16 protein-coding genes are annotated in these 15,064 nt (G+C 33.3%); 2 read left to right on the top strand and 14 right to left on the bottom strand.

Going from position 1 to position 15,064, the window contains the following annotated elements:
- Nucleotides 1-64: 64 nt before the first annotated feature.
- The 3 genes from M0M44_RS15470 to M0M44_RS15460 all read right to left on the bottom strand — a co-directional run bounded on the left by M0M44_RS15470 (nt 65) and on the right by M0M44_RS15460 (nt 2,149).
- The gene (locus tag M0M44_RS15470; RefSeq protein ID WP_248726460.1) at nt 65-778 is read right to left on the bottom strand and encodes a DUF72 domain-containing protein; all 714 of its coding nucleotides are present in this window, start codon (nt 776-778) and stop codon (nt 65-67) included.
- On the bottom strand, nt 775-1,506 hold the full coding sequence (locus tag M0M44_RS15465; RefSeq protein ID WP_248726459.1) for an endonuclease: 732 nt from the start codon (nt 1,504-1,506) through the stop codon (nt 775-777). Before M0M44_RS15465 ends, M0M44_RS15470 begins: the two co-directional genes overlap by 4 nt.
- A gap of 70 nt (nt 1,507-1,576) precedes the next feature.
- Complete coding sequence (locus M0M44_RS15460; protein WP_248726458.1) at nt 1,577-2,149, bottom strand: YciE/YciF ferroxidase family protein; 573 nt, start codon at nt 2,147-2,149, stop codon at nt 1,577-1,579.
- Between the two features lie 187 nt (nt 2,150-2,336).
- Here M0M44_RS15460 and M0M44_RS15455 point away from each other — a divergent pair, with 187 nt between their 5' ends.
- Nucleotides 2,337-2,891: a hypothetical protein gene (locus tag M0M44_RS15455; protein WP_248726457.1), complete on the top strand. Its 555-nt coding sequence runs from the start codon at nt 2,337-2,339 to the stop codon at nt 2,889-2,891.
- Nucleotides 2,892-2,966: 75 nt separating this feature from the next.
- Here M0M44_RS15455 and M0M44_RS15450 read toward each other — a convergent pair whose 3' ends face one another.
- From M0M44_RS15450 to M0M44_RS15425, 6 genes are all read right to left on the bottom strand, one after another.
- A complete protein-coding gene (locus tag M0M44_RS15450) occupies nt 2,967-3,614 on the bottom strand; it encodes a DUF5661 family protein (RefSeq protein ID WP_248726456.1) in 648 nt (215 codons plus the stop codon).
- Nucleotides 3,615-3,704: 90 nt separating this feature from the next.
- Nucleotides 3,705-3,869 (bottom strand): DUF1328 domain-containing protein, encoded by a 165-nt coding sequence (locus tag M0M44_RS15445; protein WP_008463190.1) that lies wholly within the window; start codon nt 3,867-3,869, stop codon nt 3,705-3,707.
- Nucleotides 3,870-3,947: 78 nt separating this feature from the next.
- Nucleotides 3,948-5,045 carry a DNA topoisomerase IB gene (locus M0M44_RS15440; RefSeq protein WP_248726455.1) on the bottom strand — a complete coding sequence of 366 codons (1,098 nt, stop codon included), beginning with the start codon at nt 5,043-5,045 and terminating at the stop codon, nt 3,948-3,950.
- A gap of 41 nt (nt 5,046-5,086) precedes the next feature.
- Nucleotides 5,087-5,326 (bottom strand): DUF7218 family protein, encoded by a 240-nt coding sequence (locus M0M44_RS15435; protein WP_248726454.1) that lies wholly within the window; start codon nt 5,324-5,326, stop codon nt 5,087-5,089.
- A gap of 224 nt (nt 5,327-5,550) precedes the next feature.
- Nucleotides 5,551-6,420 carry an XAC2610-related protein gene (locus M0M44_RS15430; protein ID WP_248726453.1) on the bottom strand — a complete coding sequence of 290 codons (870 nt, stop codon included), beginning with the start codon at nt 6,418-6,420 and terminating at the stop codon, nt 5,551-5,553.
- A gap of 18 nt (nt 6,421-6,438) precedes the next feature.
- Nucleotides 6,439-6,879, bottom strand: coding sequence for a hypothetical protein (locus M0M44_RS15425; RefSeq protein ID WP_248726452.1), 441 nt, complete (start codon nt 6,877-6,879; stop codon nt 6,439-6,441).
- A gap of 174 nt (nt 6,880-7,053) precedes the next feature.
- Here M0M44_RS15425 and M0M44_RS15420 point away from each other — a divergent pair, with 174 nt between their 5' ends.
- On the top strand, nt 7,054-7,641 hold the full coding sequence (locus tag M0M44_RS15420; RefSeq protein WP_095927616.1) for a DUF4142 domain-containing protein: 588 nt from the start codon (nt 7,054-7,056) through the stop codon (nt 7,639-7,641).
- Nucleotides 7,642-7,828: 187 nt separating this feature from the next.
- Here M0M44_RS15420 and M0M44_RS15415 read toward each other — a convergent pair whose 3' ends face one another.
- From M0M44_RS15415 to galA, 5 genes are all read right to left on the bottom strand, one after another.
- On the bottom strand, nt 7,829-8,812 hold the full coding sequence (locus tag M0M44_RS15415) for an aldo/keto reductase (protein WP_248726451.1): 984 nt from the start codon (nt 8,810-8,812) through the stop codon (nt 7,829-7,831).
- Between the two features lie 228 nt (nt 8,813-9,040).
- On the bottom strand, nt 9,041-10,093 hold the full coding sequence (locus M0M44_RS15410) for an NAD(P)-dependent alcohol dehydrogenase (RefSeq protein ID WP_248726450.1): 1,053 nt from the start codon (nt 10,091-10,093) through the stop codon (nt 9,041-9,043).
- Between the two features lie 219 nt (nt 10,094-10,312).
- Nucleotides 10,313-10,720 carry a cupin domain-containing protein gene (locus M0M44_RS15405; RefSeq protein ID WP_248726449.1) on the bottom strand — a complete coding sequence of 136 codons (408 nt, stop codon included), beginning with the start codon at nt 10,718-10,720 and terminating at the stop codon, nt 10,313-10,315.
- A gap of 310 nt (nt 10,721-11,030) precedes the next feature.
- The gene (locus M0M44_RS15400; RefSeq protein WP_248726448.1) at nt 11,031-11,900 is read right to left on the bottom strand and encodes a helix-turn-helix domain-containing protein; all 870 of its coding nucleotides are present in this window, start codon (nt 11,898-11,900) and stop codon (nt 11,031-11,033) included.
- Nucleotides 11,901-12,028: 128 nt separating this feature from the next.
- Nucleotides 12,029-14,851, bottom strand: coding sequence for a beta-galactosidase GalA (gene galA / locus M0M44_RS15395; RefSeq protein WP_248726447.1), 2,823 nt, complete (start codon nt 14,849-14,851; stop codon nt 12,029-12,031).
- Nucleotides 14,852-15,064 lie beyond the last annotated feature (213 nt).

Raw genomic sequence — 15,064 nt, 5'->3', positions numbered from 1 at the left:
TTTACCGTAAAGATCGCAAAGTATACTTCGCTCTCTTTACGGTTATTTTTTTGTTACAAAGATTCTAGGCATTCATTCTTTTTAATTCCAAAGCATTCAGAATACCAGCTTCACTTGCTGTATTATTAAAGTAGATAAATCCTTTTTTAGAATTAATTTCATGGTTTATACTAGTTAATTCTTCTGTAGAATAACTGGAATAGAATAATTTCGGAACTCCATGAAATCGCATATAAAGCAGTGGAAAATCTTTAAAAATGGTTTTAGGAAGATTAGGATGGCTTACACTGCAAAATGTAATATCGTTTTCTTTGAAAACAGTCCAAACCTCATCATTCCACCAGCTTTCGTGACGAAATTCGACTACATTTTTAAAATTATAATCCAGACTATTGATTATAGTTTCTAACTTTTTTTGGCTAAAAACATAACTCGGAGGAAATTGAAATAAAACCGCTGCAAGTTTTTCTTTCATACCTACTTTGCAGATTTCATAAAAGTCATTGAGCAGTCGTTCACATTCTTGCAATTTTTTAATATGGGTAATTTCTTTCGGCACTTTAACCGAAAACTTGAACGATTCAGGCGTTTTATTATACCAATTTTGAAAAACACGAACGGTCGGAAATTTATAAAAGCTTCCATTAAACTCATACGTATCAAAATGATGGCAATAAAACTCAAACCATTGCTTTGACGGCAGATTTTGAGGATAAAAAATATTTTTCCAAAAACTGTTGTAAAAACTTGAACATCCTATTATTACTTGATTTTTCATTTGTATAATTGTTGACAATTGGTGCAGAAAAAGCTTCTGCGTTTTCGTTCTCCCGTCTGTTTTTTTTCAAACGGCAGATTACATCGCAAGCAAATACTTTTGGTATAAGCTTCCCAATGTTGTTTCAGTTCAAATTTCTTTTTCCAGTATAAAAATTCAAAACTGTAAATAGAACATTCGGCAATGAGTTGGCTTATAACATGAGGTGGAATCTTCTCTACAATCGACTCTGGATGAACATAACAGCGGTACAAAACCTCATTTTTTATGATATTGCCCACTCCTGAAAAAACATCCTGATCTAATAGTACGTCGCAGATCATTTTGCTTTCCATATTGTCGACGCTGGTTTTTGCCTTCTTCGGATTCCAATTCTCATTCATTACATCAACGCTCCAATCATAATGAGAATTGATATCGCCTTCTAAGATTTTAACTGAGCAGGTGTAAAAATTAATTTCGCCCTTTTCAAAACCTAAACTCAGTCTTGGTTTTGAAATTTTGCGCTCGTTAATACGATAGGTTCCGAACATTAGCATGTGAATTTTTACCGTAAAAGAATCAAAACAGATTAAAAAATGCTTTCCCCAGGTTTTAAAGGCAATAATGGTTTTATCCTTCAATCGAGAAATATCAATATGGGTATTTCCAGATACAGAAATTATTTTCTGTCCAGTAAACTGCTGCACTTCTTCTTTTAAGATTAATGTAGACGGACCTTCGGGCATATACTGTAGTTTTTATTCAACTAAAAAAGTGCAGTTTTAAAACTGCACTTTTATTTCATTTCTAAACCTTCTATTCAATTTCGGCAGCTTCAAGATTCACTGCATTTACAGCGACTTCTGTAAGGGTTTTATCGGCTCCTTTTTCTTCATCGAGTGTTTGTTCCAATAAAGTTGCTGCTTCTGGCAGTCCAAGCGTTTCTGCAAACTGTCTTAAAGTACCGTAAGTGGCAATTTCGTAATGCTCAATTTTCTGACTTGCCGCAATAATTCCTGCATCACGCACTACACCAAGCTCCGTTTCTTCCAACATTCCTTTGGCTTCTTCAATTAAGCCTTCCATCGCATCGCATTTTTTTGCCGTTGCTTTTTTGCCAATAATTTTAAATACCTCTTCCAAACGGACAATTTGTTCTTCTGTTTCGGTTAAATGATTATCGATTGCATCTTTCAATTCAACAGAAGAAGCGTTTTTAACCATTACAGGCAAGGCTTTTAGGAGTGCTTTTTCAGCCCAATAAATGTCTTTTAACCCGTCTTCAAATAATTCTGTTAATCCTGAAGCGGCGTTAGACTTCGGCTTCGTTACTCCTCTAGGTGTAGTTTCTTTTGCAGCAGCTGCATTTTTACTATCTGTAGTTTTCATGGTAATAGTTTTTATGATTAATATGTTGGTAAAATTACATCCTGCAGTATCAGACTGGTTATATGATTACAGATTAAAATTTCATTCTAAACATCTGTTAATTATAGAATTACACTTCACAATTTTATAATATATTCCGTCAACTTCATGCTAGCTTTGTATATATAATCATTAAAAAACAACGATCATGAATACTATAGATAAAAACAACAGCACAAATAAGGATCTCAAAAATCATTTCTCAAATGATCGAAACCTAGCAGAAGATCTTAAAGATGACATTAAAAAACCTGACAATGATAACCGTGAAATTGCAGAGCGAGGTTATACGGTAAGAAACGGCTACAATCCAAACAGGCCAAACCCAGATCAAGACGATTTTGTAAGTGATGATGATTTGGACGATCTAAACGATGATTTTCATACTGACAGAGATCTCGAAGACAACAACGACGATGTTTATGAAGTAGAGCTAGAAGATGATAATTATACTGAAGAAAATGACGAATTTGATAATCCTTCTGATTTGAAAGAAGACGAATATGACTTTAACGAAACCGAAGATGTTTTGGAAGACATTGATGATGAAGACGATGACGATGATGATGATGATGATGATGATGAAGACGAGTACATCGAAGAGGATATTGATGAAGACGATGATACTGATTATATCGAAGATGATGTTCAAGAAGATAAGGATGATGAAAGTTATCCCGAAAATGATCCACGAAGATTGTAATATTTCATTTTACGAAAAAGAAAAACCGTCCCGATGTATCGGGACGGTTTTTTTTTGAGTCTAAAATTTAACTACTTAATCTCCAATAATTTTCAATACTGGAATATCGTCCATTCTTGCTAAACGCTTCGCTAATCCTGCTCTGGCTTCATTAAGCTCTTGTTCAGCTTTCCCTAATTCTATATACCATTTTTCTTTACCGACTGGCGATGACTCTATTTTCCTGATAATTTCATAAATCTCACCCTCCGCTTCCATTACTTTTAGTCTTTTATAATAAGTCAGACTTTCGGTCATGTGTGCAAGCGCAATCATAGCAGTCAAAAACGGATGGTTATTGGTCACATTTACGTCTTTTACCCTTCCGTGTTCCAACTCTACTTTTAATGCAAAAGCGAATTCTTCCATATTAAAAGCTTCATGCTTGCTTTTTGGATCCAGATAAGCTTTTATTGCATGAACATTATTCATTGTAGAAAGATCAACATCGGTGTGTTTTTTATCATTTAAATCCTTAAAAACTATATTTGCAATAGCTCGTGCTTCTGCAGTTGTCGGATCATTTTCAGGATTTTCAAAATCCCGTACCGACCAATCCCAATTTTTGGGATGAACAGGTTTTATATACTTTTCACAAAAATCTGTCACATCATTCTTTAGGCTTACCAATTCATCTTCTCTTTTTATATAAACATCCTGATAAGCGCCGCTTTTTGTTCCCATGACTTGGCTTTTTTTAATGAAACCACAAACGACACATTTACTAAATGAAATGTGTCGTTTTTGATTTGTTTGTATTTACTGATACTTCTTCTATACTCTTGTTGATCTTCCGCTTATTAAAGAAATAACAAAAAGAACTAAAAATATAAAGAATAAAATTTTTGCTATACTAGCAGCTCCAGCGGCAATTCCACCGAAACCAAATATTCCCGCCACTATGGCTAGAATAATAAAAGTGACTGTCCAACGTAACATAATAATAGTTTTTTAGTTAATAATGATTTTGTTTGTATTCCAAACTTTCAAGCTTTTAAGAGAGATGCTCCAACTCCTTTATTGACAAGATGCTTCTAAATTGATTTCATAATTTTTAATCAATTCAGAAAATGCACTTTCTGTTTTTGTAAAATATTTTTTCGTGCTTCTGCTTTTTTTGACCCTATCAAAATATTCCTGAATAGAACCGTCTTCATAAGTCGAAATCAAAAGCGGATGAACGTAATAATCCTTGCACACTTTTCTGGTGTTACCTAGCGCTTCAGCTGTCAGATCAAAAGCAGATATGATATTTTGTTTAATTTCTTTTTCATCTGAAGTCACTCCCATTTCCATCAAGCTTTCAAAGAAAATAATAGAGGCTGCCCAAGTTCTGAAATCTTTCGCGCTGAAATATTCGCCCGATATGTTGTGCAGATATTCATTGACCATATGGCTATCCAATACTTTTTTCTCGCCATTTTTATCATAGTATTTAAAAACTTCCCAGCCTGGAATTTCTTCGCAACGGCTTACCAGTTTTATCAATTGTTTGTTTCGGGTCGTAATGGTATGCTGTTTTCCTTTTTTGCCAACAAATTCAAATCGAAGCGAATTCTTATTGATATTAATATGACGTTTTCTAAGAGTCGAAAGTCCATACGATTTGTTGTCTTTGGCATATTTCTCATTTCCAATTCGAATATGCGTTTCTTCCATTAATCGAATGACCAAAGCAGTTACTTTTTCTTTAGACCATTCTTTCTGCTCTAGATCAAGATCAACTTGCTTTCTAATAGCTGGGAGTTTAGATCCAAATTCAGCAATTTTATAAAACTTGGTCTGATTTCGAAGCAAATTCCATTTTGGATGATAACGGTATTGTTTCCTATTTTTAAGATCGGTTCCTACGGCTTGTAAATGTCCATTTGTAATGTCGGTGATACGAACATTTTCCCAAGCTGGCGGAAGTACGAGACTATTAATGCGTTTAATTTCATGTTTGCTTTTTACATTCTTTCCGTTCTTTTTATAAACGAAATTTTCCCCTTCGCGACAGCGCACAATTGTCAATTGATAATCATTAATGTATTCCAAATCTAGTTTTTCAATTACTAAATGTGGTGCTTTTATCAGCTGATTCATTAAGATTTCTTTTTTGGCTGTGGCATTCATGATATTTATATTTTTATCGCATTAATATTTTGTTTTAAATTTTAATTATTTCTCAAAGACTCAATCAAGGCTTTTTTATTCATATAAGATCTTCCTTTTATGCCTACTTTGCTAGCTTGTTTTAGAAGATCTTCTTTTGTCCATTCGTCATAAGGCTTCGCTTTCCCACCTTTCTTTCCTGCATCTGGAGTATTGGCAATACGAGCCGATTTTTCTTTGCTGTATCCTTTTTTCAGCAATGCTTCATATTGCTCTTCATTCTTAATTCTTGGATTTGGCATGACTTTAATTTTTAATATTATTCTAAAAATCTGATAAGTCAAAGTTCTTGAAAAAGTAAGGTGATTCTGTTATAGAATTTTTACTGGAAATTTCATATTTGTAGCATGGGAATTGTGAAAGTCGAAATGTAAAATGTTTTCTTGTGAAATGTGAAATGTGAGATACAAAAAAATCCCAACTCTTTTGAAGTTGGGATTTTATAAGTAAAGAAGTTTTTAAATAACTAATCACATTTAATTCTCTTATAATCTCGTGTTTTATCGTCATATTCTAGGCAATTCTTTTTTACTAGAATCATTTTATTATTTACAACTTTATATTCGGTTCTTTCAATGCTTCTGCCTGCACAACACTGGTTATGTTCAACTATTCTTTTTGTTTTACTATCAAATTCTAAAGAAGTTCCACTAAAATTACTCTCAAAATATTTTTCCGTTTTCGGATTGTATAAAAAATATATTCTCGAAGTGTTAGGTCCCGCATAACTAGCTTCAAAAACAGAAAAGTCATCAAATCCATCAAAATTATAATCTCCGACATTTATATTAAACAATCCCCAAAGCGGTGACTCTACATCAACTTTCTGGATTAATTTATCAGTCTTTTTTTCAATAATTTTTACTGCCGAAACTCCAAAAGAATTGTCTTTCCCTTTTGAAATAACCAATTTAAAATACTTGCCCGTTAAAGAAACGGGCTGAAGAATTTCTCTTTCTATCCATTCTTCATCTGTATCAGAATTAAGATCAAATTCTTTTGTTAAACTAATTGTAAGTTCTTTTCCTGAATTTAAATCTTTCCAAATTCCGTTTAGTTTATCGCTTTCTGCATTGTAATTTTCGAAACTCAATTTTGCCGTTTCTTTACCGCTTTTATCTTTTTCTGTGAATACCAAAGTTTTACCATTAAGATTAGCATTTACAACAATCGGAGTATCATAATTCGAATAAGCATAAATTGCTGTTCCTTGTCCATCAGAATAAATATCAGTAACAAACTCAATTGGATATTTATCAATGAAACCTTTATAATTGATTTGGGCTGATGTAAAAGCTGTCGCTAAAAGAAATAGAATTGTAATTTTTTGTTTCATTGAAACTAATACTTTTTATTAAAATTTTTCACGAATGTTCCCCATCAGAATATTGTAATTACTAAAATGATCTGGAGAAATTATTATACTCTTGTTATTTTTAAGGACCAATGTACTAAAATGAAATCCATCAGATATATCTCCTCTTGTATTTCGGATTTTAATTTTTCCTCTTTTAATCGTAACAATATCCTCAAAAGGAATAAACTCTTTTCTACCAGTAATTATAGTGATTTTTTCAATTCCTACTTCTGTAATTGTAAGTTTAAAAATTTCAACCAAATCCAGAGAACAATAAATTAAAAACAAAAGAAGCATACAGGCCATTACAAACAAAGGATTAAGATCTAAGCCCATAAAAAAAATATACAAAACATAAAATAAGGCTATTAAAAAAAATAAAAAACCTATTAATATTCTTATCGGCAATGCTTTTCTAAACTTTGATTGAATGTTCATTAATACTTAATTTTATAATACTTTTCTTAAAACAAATATATAATATTCAAAAATGGTATAAAAGTTTTAGATTTTTTTTTACATCCAAATCCTATAACAATCCCTAAAAATCCTGTAAAATTTTCTTACAGCTTCTTAATAATTTTACATCATAACATTTAAACTATTAAAATCATGAAAAAGTTATTATTAGCCGGAAAAGCCATTTTAGGAGCAGGACTTATTATATTATTCCTTCAATCTTGTAAAAACGAAACCAAACAAGAAGATCCAAAAGAAGTTGCAGAAGATGCAAATGAAGCTAAATTTGATTCTATTGACAGCAAAGAAGACGATTCTGAATTTTTAGTAGATCAAGCTGAAATTAATTTAGCTGAAATCGAAATTGGTAAACTGGCACAAACAAAAAGTACAAATCCTGAAGTGAAAAAATTTGGTAAAATGCTTGTTGATGAGCACACTAAATCGGCTTCTGAAGTTAGTGCTTTAGCAAAAGCGAAAAACTTTACTTTACCAACTTCTCTAACTGAAGAAGGTCAAGAGGAATACAATAAACTAAACGAAAAAACTGGTGTTGATTTCGATAAAAAATTCGCAGACATGATGATTGATGGTCACGAAAAAGCGATTAAAAAATTAGACAAAGCAGCAAAAGATGCTAACGATCAGGAAGTAAGAACTTGGGCTTCTAACAATATTGCAGGTTTAACAGCACATTTAGAGCATGCTAAAATGCTGAAACAAAACCTAGACAAAAAGTAAATGAATTAAGACGCTAAGATTCTAAGGTTCTGAGATTCTAAGTATAAAGTATCTAAGAACCTCAAATCTTTGCTAAAAAAACCCCTCAAGAGTTGAATTGCTTGAGGGGTTTGTTTTTTTATGTTTCAGAGACACAAAGGTTCAGAGTTCATTTCTTTGTGCCTTTGAACATTTGCAACTTTGAATCTTACTTTCCTGCTATCTTCTGCAGATGTTCGGGATATCTTGATCCTTCAATTTTAATTTTTGAAGCCGCGTCTTCGATTTCTGCTAGATCTTGTGCAGAAAGAACCAAATTAGTTGTGCCAAGGTTTTCTTCCAAACGATGCAGTTTAGTTGTTCCTGGAATTGGTGCAATCCAAGGTTTTTGAGCCAAAATCCATGCAAGCGCTACTTGTGCGTTTGTAGCTCCTTTATCAGAAGCGATTTTAGATAATAAATCTACTAAAGCTTGATTTACTTTTCTGGCTTCTGGTGTGAAACGCGGAAGTGTATTTCTAAAATCAGTACTATCAAATTGCGTATTTTCATCAATTTTAGCTGTTAGAAAACCTCTTCCTAGCGGACTAAAAGGCACAAAACCAATTCCTAATTCTTCTAATACTGGAAAAATTTCTTCTTCAGGAGTTCTCCACCAAAGAGAATACTCGCTTTGTAGTGCTGTTACAGGCTGAACCTTGTGTGCACGTCGAATACTTTCTACGCCCGCTTCTGAAAGTCCAAAATGTTTTACTTTTCCTTCCTGAATTAAGTCCTTAATAGTTCCTGCAACGTCTTCCATAGGAACATTTGGATCAACACGATGCTGATAATACAAATCAATTACATCTGTGTTTAATCTTTTTAATGAGCCTTCAATGCTTTTTCTAATCCATTCTGGACGACTGTCTAAACCTTTTTTAGAATCGCCTTCCAGAAAGCCGAATTTCGTTGCAATTACCACTTTATCGCGAAATGGCGATAATGCCTCTCCCAATAACTCTTCGTTCAAAAATGGTCCGTAACATTCAGCCGTATCAAAAAAAGTAATTCCTTTTTCGTAAGCAGAACGCAACAAACTTATCATTTCTTTTTTATCATGAGCTGGCCCGTAGCCAAAACTCATTCCCATGCAGCCAAGTCCCAACGCTGAGACTTCTAAACTGCTATTTCCTAGTTTTCTTGTTTGCATTTTTTTGAGTTTCTAAGATACTAAGGTTCTGAGATTCTAAGTTTTCTTTACTTTATCTTAAACCTCAGTATCTTTTTTTTTTTTGAATTTCTGAGATGCTGAGAGTTTAAGGTTCTGAGTTTTTTCTTTGTCTTTAAATCTCAGCAGCTATTTTATTTAATTTTTAAAATTGCCAAAGTTTAAAGATTCCAATTTCTTAGCATCTTAGAACCTTAGCTACTTTGAACCTTATTTCAATGAAGCCATATCAATTACAAAACGGTATTTAACATCTCCTTTTAGCAATCTTTCATAGGCATCATTAACATCATTCACACCAATTACTTCTACATCTGATGTGATATTATGTTCGGCACAGAAATCAAGCATTTCTTGAGTTTCTGCGATTCCACCGATAAGAGAACCTGAAAAACTTCTTCTTCCTAAAATAAGACTGAAAGAAGTTACAGGAAGCGGATCCATTGGCGCTCCAACCAAAGTTAATGTTCCGTCTACTTTCAATAAATTTAAATACGAATCAATACTGTGTTCAGCAGAAACGCAATCTAAGATAAAATTTAAACTTCTGGCGTGCTGTGCCATCTGCGTTTCGTCTGTAGACAATACTACCTCATCTGCTCCAAGGCGTTTTGCATCTTCCGTTTTAGATAAAGAGGTAGTAAAAACAACTACATGAGCCCCCATAGCTTTTGCTATTTTTATTCCCATATGACCAAGACCGCCGATACCTACAATTCCAACTTTTTGACCAGGACCCACTTTCCAATGTTTTAATGGTGAATAAGTTGTAATTCCTGCACACAATAATGGTGCAACAGCAGAAAGTTCTAATTTATCTGAAATATGCAGTACAAAGCCCTCATCAACTACAATGCTTTGAGAGTAACCTCCATAAGTTTGTCCTCCTAAGTGTTTGTCAGGCGAATTAAATGTTTGGACATTTCCTTCATCACAAAATTGCTCTAAATCGTTTTTGCAGTGTTCGCATTCTCTGCAAGAATCAACCAAACAGCCTACTCCTGCTAAATCGCCAACTTTGAAACCTTTTACATGATCTCCTACTTTTGTTACGCGTCCTACAATTTCATGTCCAGGAACAATCGGATAAATTGTACCATGCCATTCATTTCTAGCTGAGTGTAAATCAGAATGACAGATTCCGCAATACAAAATTTCGATTTCTACGTCGTGTGCCTGTACCGCTCTTCTTTTAATATCTAGGGTCTTTAACGCTGCTTCTGCAGCTTCGGTACCAAAGGCTTTAATATTTTTTGTTTCCATAATTTTTTATAGTTTGTTGTTATTTGTTTTTTGTTTCCGGTTTCAGGTTTTAAAGCTGTTGAAAAAAGACATAGAAAACCTACCAATTTATATTGATTTACAAATAGTTATATAAATTTCGATTATTTTATTTTAATCAAAAAATTTTTTTTAGTCAATCAATTAAATCTGTGTAAAAAAACTTAGAATTTCAGTCCCGATCGCTATCGGGATAAAACCTTAGCATCTTTCAAAAGAATAATACTCTTCATCAGTAACGCTATCCAGCCAAGTTCCCGTGCCTTTGTCTACTTCTGTCACAATGGTAATATGAGAATATTTTGTCGTTGGCGTTGCTCCGTACCAATGCTCAATTCCAGGTAAAACCGTGATTACTTTCCCTTTTTCGATAAGATTAATTTGTCCCCCTCTTTCTTGGTAATAGCCAACTCCATCTGTTACAATGATCAACTGCAGACTAGCGTTACTGTGCCAATTACTTCTTGCTCCGGGTTCAAAAGAAATATCTTTGATAACAGTATTTTCAGGATGAATTTCGCTTGTCTGCTTTTTATATGACACTTCGCCTGTCATATAAGTATTTGGAATTTTACCTTCTTCGGTTACGGCAGTGAAATGTGTCGACATAATTTCGTTGTTTTTAGGTTAATAATTAATTTTTTAAATTCTTATAAGCTTATTTGAATGAAATAATCAGTACATCGAATCTCTTGATAGAAGGAGATTTTGATTTTAATTAATACTTTAAAAAAATTTATATTTTTCTATTATCAAAATTTAAAACTAAATGCAAAGCGGAGCATGCTTTTGTGAAGTGTTATTTAGTCATTAAAAAAACTGATGCAAAGATTCGTTGTTTATTTCAGGGCAAATGTAGTGCAATACTACAATGTCGAAATAACAATATTCAAACAAAAAATTAAGAAATTGAAACAATTTACATTCGAAGCGATTTTGGAACCGTTCCAGTAAGTCTTTTAAAATAATTATTGAAATAGCTCGGATATTCAAATCCAAGTGAATAACCAATATCAGAAATACTCCAGTCTGTGTGATGCAGTAAAGCTTTTGCTTCGTTAATGACTCTTTCTGTAATATGTGCTGTAGTGGGTCTTCCTGTAACTTCTTTTACAGAACGGTTTAAATGATTTACGTGAACAGAAAGGCTCTGCGCGTAATCTTGAGGTGTTTTCAAAACCAATGGCTGATCTTTGGTTTCTATTGGAAATTGTCTTTCTAATAATTCTAAAAACAAAGAAGTAATTCTCGAAGAAGCATTTTTATGTTTAAAGAAGTTCTCCGAAGGCTGCATTTTCATCGATTCATGAATAATCAAATTAACATAACTGCGCATTAAATCGTCTTTGAAGGCATAATCGGTTTCGTATTCTTCAATCATTTTTTGGAACAGCGAATCGATAAACACCTTTTGTTCAGCAGTTAAAGTAAAAATTGGAGTTCCTCCTATTTTAAACAAAGGCGATTCCTGAAGGGTTTCAGAACGGTCTTTGGTTTTAAAAAATTCTTCAGTAAAAACGCAGGCATAACCTTCAAATTTTTCAGAAATAGTCTCCCAGGAATACGGAATAATCGGATTACCAAAAAACAGAATCGTTCCGTCGGTTTCTATTCCGCGGTCAGCGTATTGTATGATACTTTTACTAGTATTAATACAGATTTTATAAAAGTCTCTTCGGCTGTAAACGGGAACTTTACTGAAATCTCCATTTATAGGATAGACTTTAAAACCTTTCATCTTCAAATCTGAAGTGAAATCGCAATTCTGTGTTTCTGTTTGATTATTCATTTTGCAAAGTTATGAAAATCAAACATTATTCTTTTGTTAAATTTTTGTTTCAGGTTTCAAGTTTCAGGTTTCAAGTTTCAGGTTTCAAGTTTAACGAGACGTAAAAACTTGAAACCTGAAACTTGAAACTATTTAACAGCTAAAGTTCCTGTGCGTAATCCTTTCGCAGAAGCAGATAAAATAACTTCTTTAACATTTTCATCTTTTTGGATAATGATTTGAGCGTAACCATTAAAGAGCTTTCTTTTCCAAGATTCTGCTGGTGTTATTACTTGAATAATTCCTGGATCTGTATTCATAACATCCCAGTCTTTTACTTTTTGCAAGGGCGTTGCTGCAATATAAATTGTATTTTTCCCTTCTTGTAAAATAGCAGAATTCAAAACATATTTTTGAGAATCGTCTTTGCTTGGTTCCACTTTATTTCCATTCACGAAAACTACTGTTTCAACTCCTATCTTTTTGTAAAAGAAACTCACATTCTTAGAAGCTGAGCTATTCTTTAAATCAAATTCTCCTTTATAAATATACGATGGCGCTTGTTTTTTGTAATCTCGGTCTTTAAAAGCTTCTGTCCATTCGTTTTCTAAAGAATTAGGCAATTGCTGAGGCAGAGATGCAGTTGTTACTTTTTGCTCCATAAAATTATTTATAGTAACCAGTGTAATGTCATCAATAAATTGATCGTTTTCTAATGAAGTTGGATCCCCGTTTCCTACTCCTAAAATTTTACCGCCTTTAATCGAAAACATAATTTCATCGTTTGCTGTCGGAATGTGCAAGCCATTTTTATCTGTGGTTTCAACCGTTAAAACAGAAACATTTCCTTTCAACACATTTTCTTTATCTAAAGAAAGCTTAATATTCTCTCCTTTTCCAGTAGTTTTCTGAACATCAGAAAGTGCTTTTTTTCCGTTTTTATAACCAATAGCTTCCAAAGTTCCTGGAGTATAATTTACTTTCCATTCTAAATGGCCGTTTTGCTCCATTTTCTTTTTCCCCAAACTCTTTTTGTTAAGAAAAAGCTCTACCTCATCGCAATTTGAATATGCCCAGACATCTATTTCTTTGCCTTCCATTCCACTCCAATTCCAATGTGGCAGTATGTGCAAAACGGGTTCTTTTCCCCACCAAGATTTTAAATAGAAAACATTGTCTTTCGGGAAACCGCAAACATCCATCATTCCGAAATAAGACGTTACAGACGGCCAGCCATAAGGCGTTGGCTCTCCACGATAATCAAAACCTGTCCAGATAAACATTCCTGCCAAATAAGGTCGTTTAGCATAAAACTTCCAGCCTTCTTCAATACTGTAAAAAGTTGGTCGAGGCTTTTTATCGTAAGCACTTTGATAATGTTTGGCGTCATCGGTAAAATAAATGCCTCGGGTCGCAAATGTCGAACCTTCCTCTGTTCCCATTCCCGGCTGTTGCTTAAACTGACTTCTATGCGCATCAATATCTCCATTTCCGAGATAATTATATCCCATAATTTCGACAACAGAAGAAATTCCGCTTTTAAATCCGCTACTGATTCCTACTGTTACAGGTCTTGTCGGATCGATACTTTTACTGAAATCCTGCATGATATTGGTAATTCTTTCACCCATAATTCCGCCTTCAATCTGCCATTCTTCATTTCCAACTGACCAACAAAAAATACTCGGATGATTTCGATCGCGCTCCATCATTCGTTGTAAATCATTCAAATGATAATCATTAATTCCCATTAAACGGGTTTCATCAATAACCAGCATTCCCAATTTATCGCAAGCATCTAGCAATTCTGGCGTTGGCGGATGATGCGAACAGCGGTATGCATTTGACCCCATTTCTTTCAGTTTTGCAATTCTATAATACTGAATTTCATCTGAAAGTGCTGTTCCAATTCCCGCGTGGTCTTGATGATTGTTTGTTCCTTTCAATTTTAGATGTTTTCCGTTAAGAAAAAAACCTTCTTCTGGATTAAATTCAATCGTTCTAATTCCAAAAGAGGTTTTATAACTGTCTATTACTTCTCCATCCTTTTTTATTTCAGTAATTAACTGATATAAATTAGGCGAATCAATATCCCACAAAAGCGGATTTTCTACTCGTAATTTTGAATTATAATTTATGGTTTGATAAAATTCTGGTGCTAATACATTTTCAGAAGAGATTGCAACTTGCTTGTTTTGGTTATTTAAAATGGTCTGAATAACTTCAATCGAACCTTTAAATTTTCCATTGTTCTTAATTTTTACATCTGCAGTAACTGCTGCGTCATTTCCTATCAATTCAGAAGTAACATAAGTCCCATTTTGAATTACGTGAATCGGATTTGTTTTTTGCAAATAGACATGTCTATAAATTCCAGCACCTTCATAAAACCAACCTTCTTCCATCGAAGCATCTACACGCACTACAATTGTATTTTCACCTCCATAATTTACATAAGCCGACACATCATATTCAAAACCATTGTAGCCACTTTCTTCGGTTCCTAAATAGAATCCGTTGAAAAAGACTTTAGAGTTCCTAAAAACTCCATCAAATTTTAGAGAAATAATTTTCCCTAAATCTTCATTCGGAATATTTATCTTTTTTCTATACCAGCCAATACTTTTCTCTGGGAAATTTTTGCCTGCTGATTTGAATCCGTGACTAAAACTTGCATTTTCGCTAAAAGGTTGTTCTACCGCCCAGTCATGTGGCAAATTCAATTTTCTCCAAGCACGATCGTCAAATCCAGAAGCTGCTGGCCCATCGCCAAACCCTGTTTTGGTTAAATACGAAAAATAGCCTTCGGCATGACCGAAATCTTTTTTTGTTTCGTATTGATGTCCAAATGAAAAGCTCCAATCTTTATCGATTAAAACAAGCGCTCTACCCGATTTATTTTGAGCCAATAAATGGAATGAACATACAAGAAAAAAACAGAGAATTGTTTTTTGAACAAAAGTGGTTTTCATAAGTTTGGTTTGTTAGTAAAATCAAATAGCGATAAAAATAAAGTTTTTAGAGAAGAAACATTAATAGTATTTTATCAAAATATGATAACTCATTCATAATAAATGTTTATAGAATAGGCTTCCAAAATTTAGAATGAATCTAATGGCTTCAGATTCAAAAAATATTTTCTTTTAATGTAATTTTATATTGAAATCTTAAAAAGCAATTCTACT

This window comes from Flavobacterium humidisoli (genome assembly GCF_023272795.1).
Lineage (GTDB): Bacteria > Bacteroidota > Bacteroidia > Flavobacteriales > Flavobacteriaceae > Flavobacterium > Flavobacterium humidisoli.
This window is presented reverse-complemented; position numbering and strand designations above follow the sequence as displayed.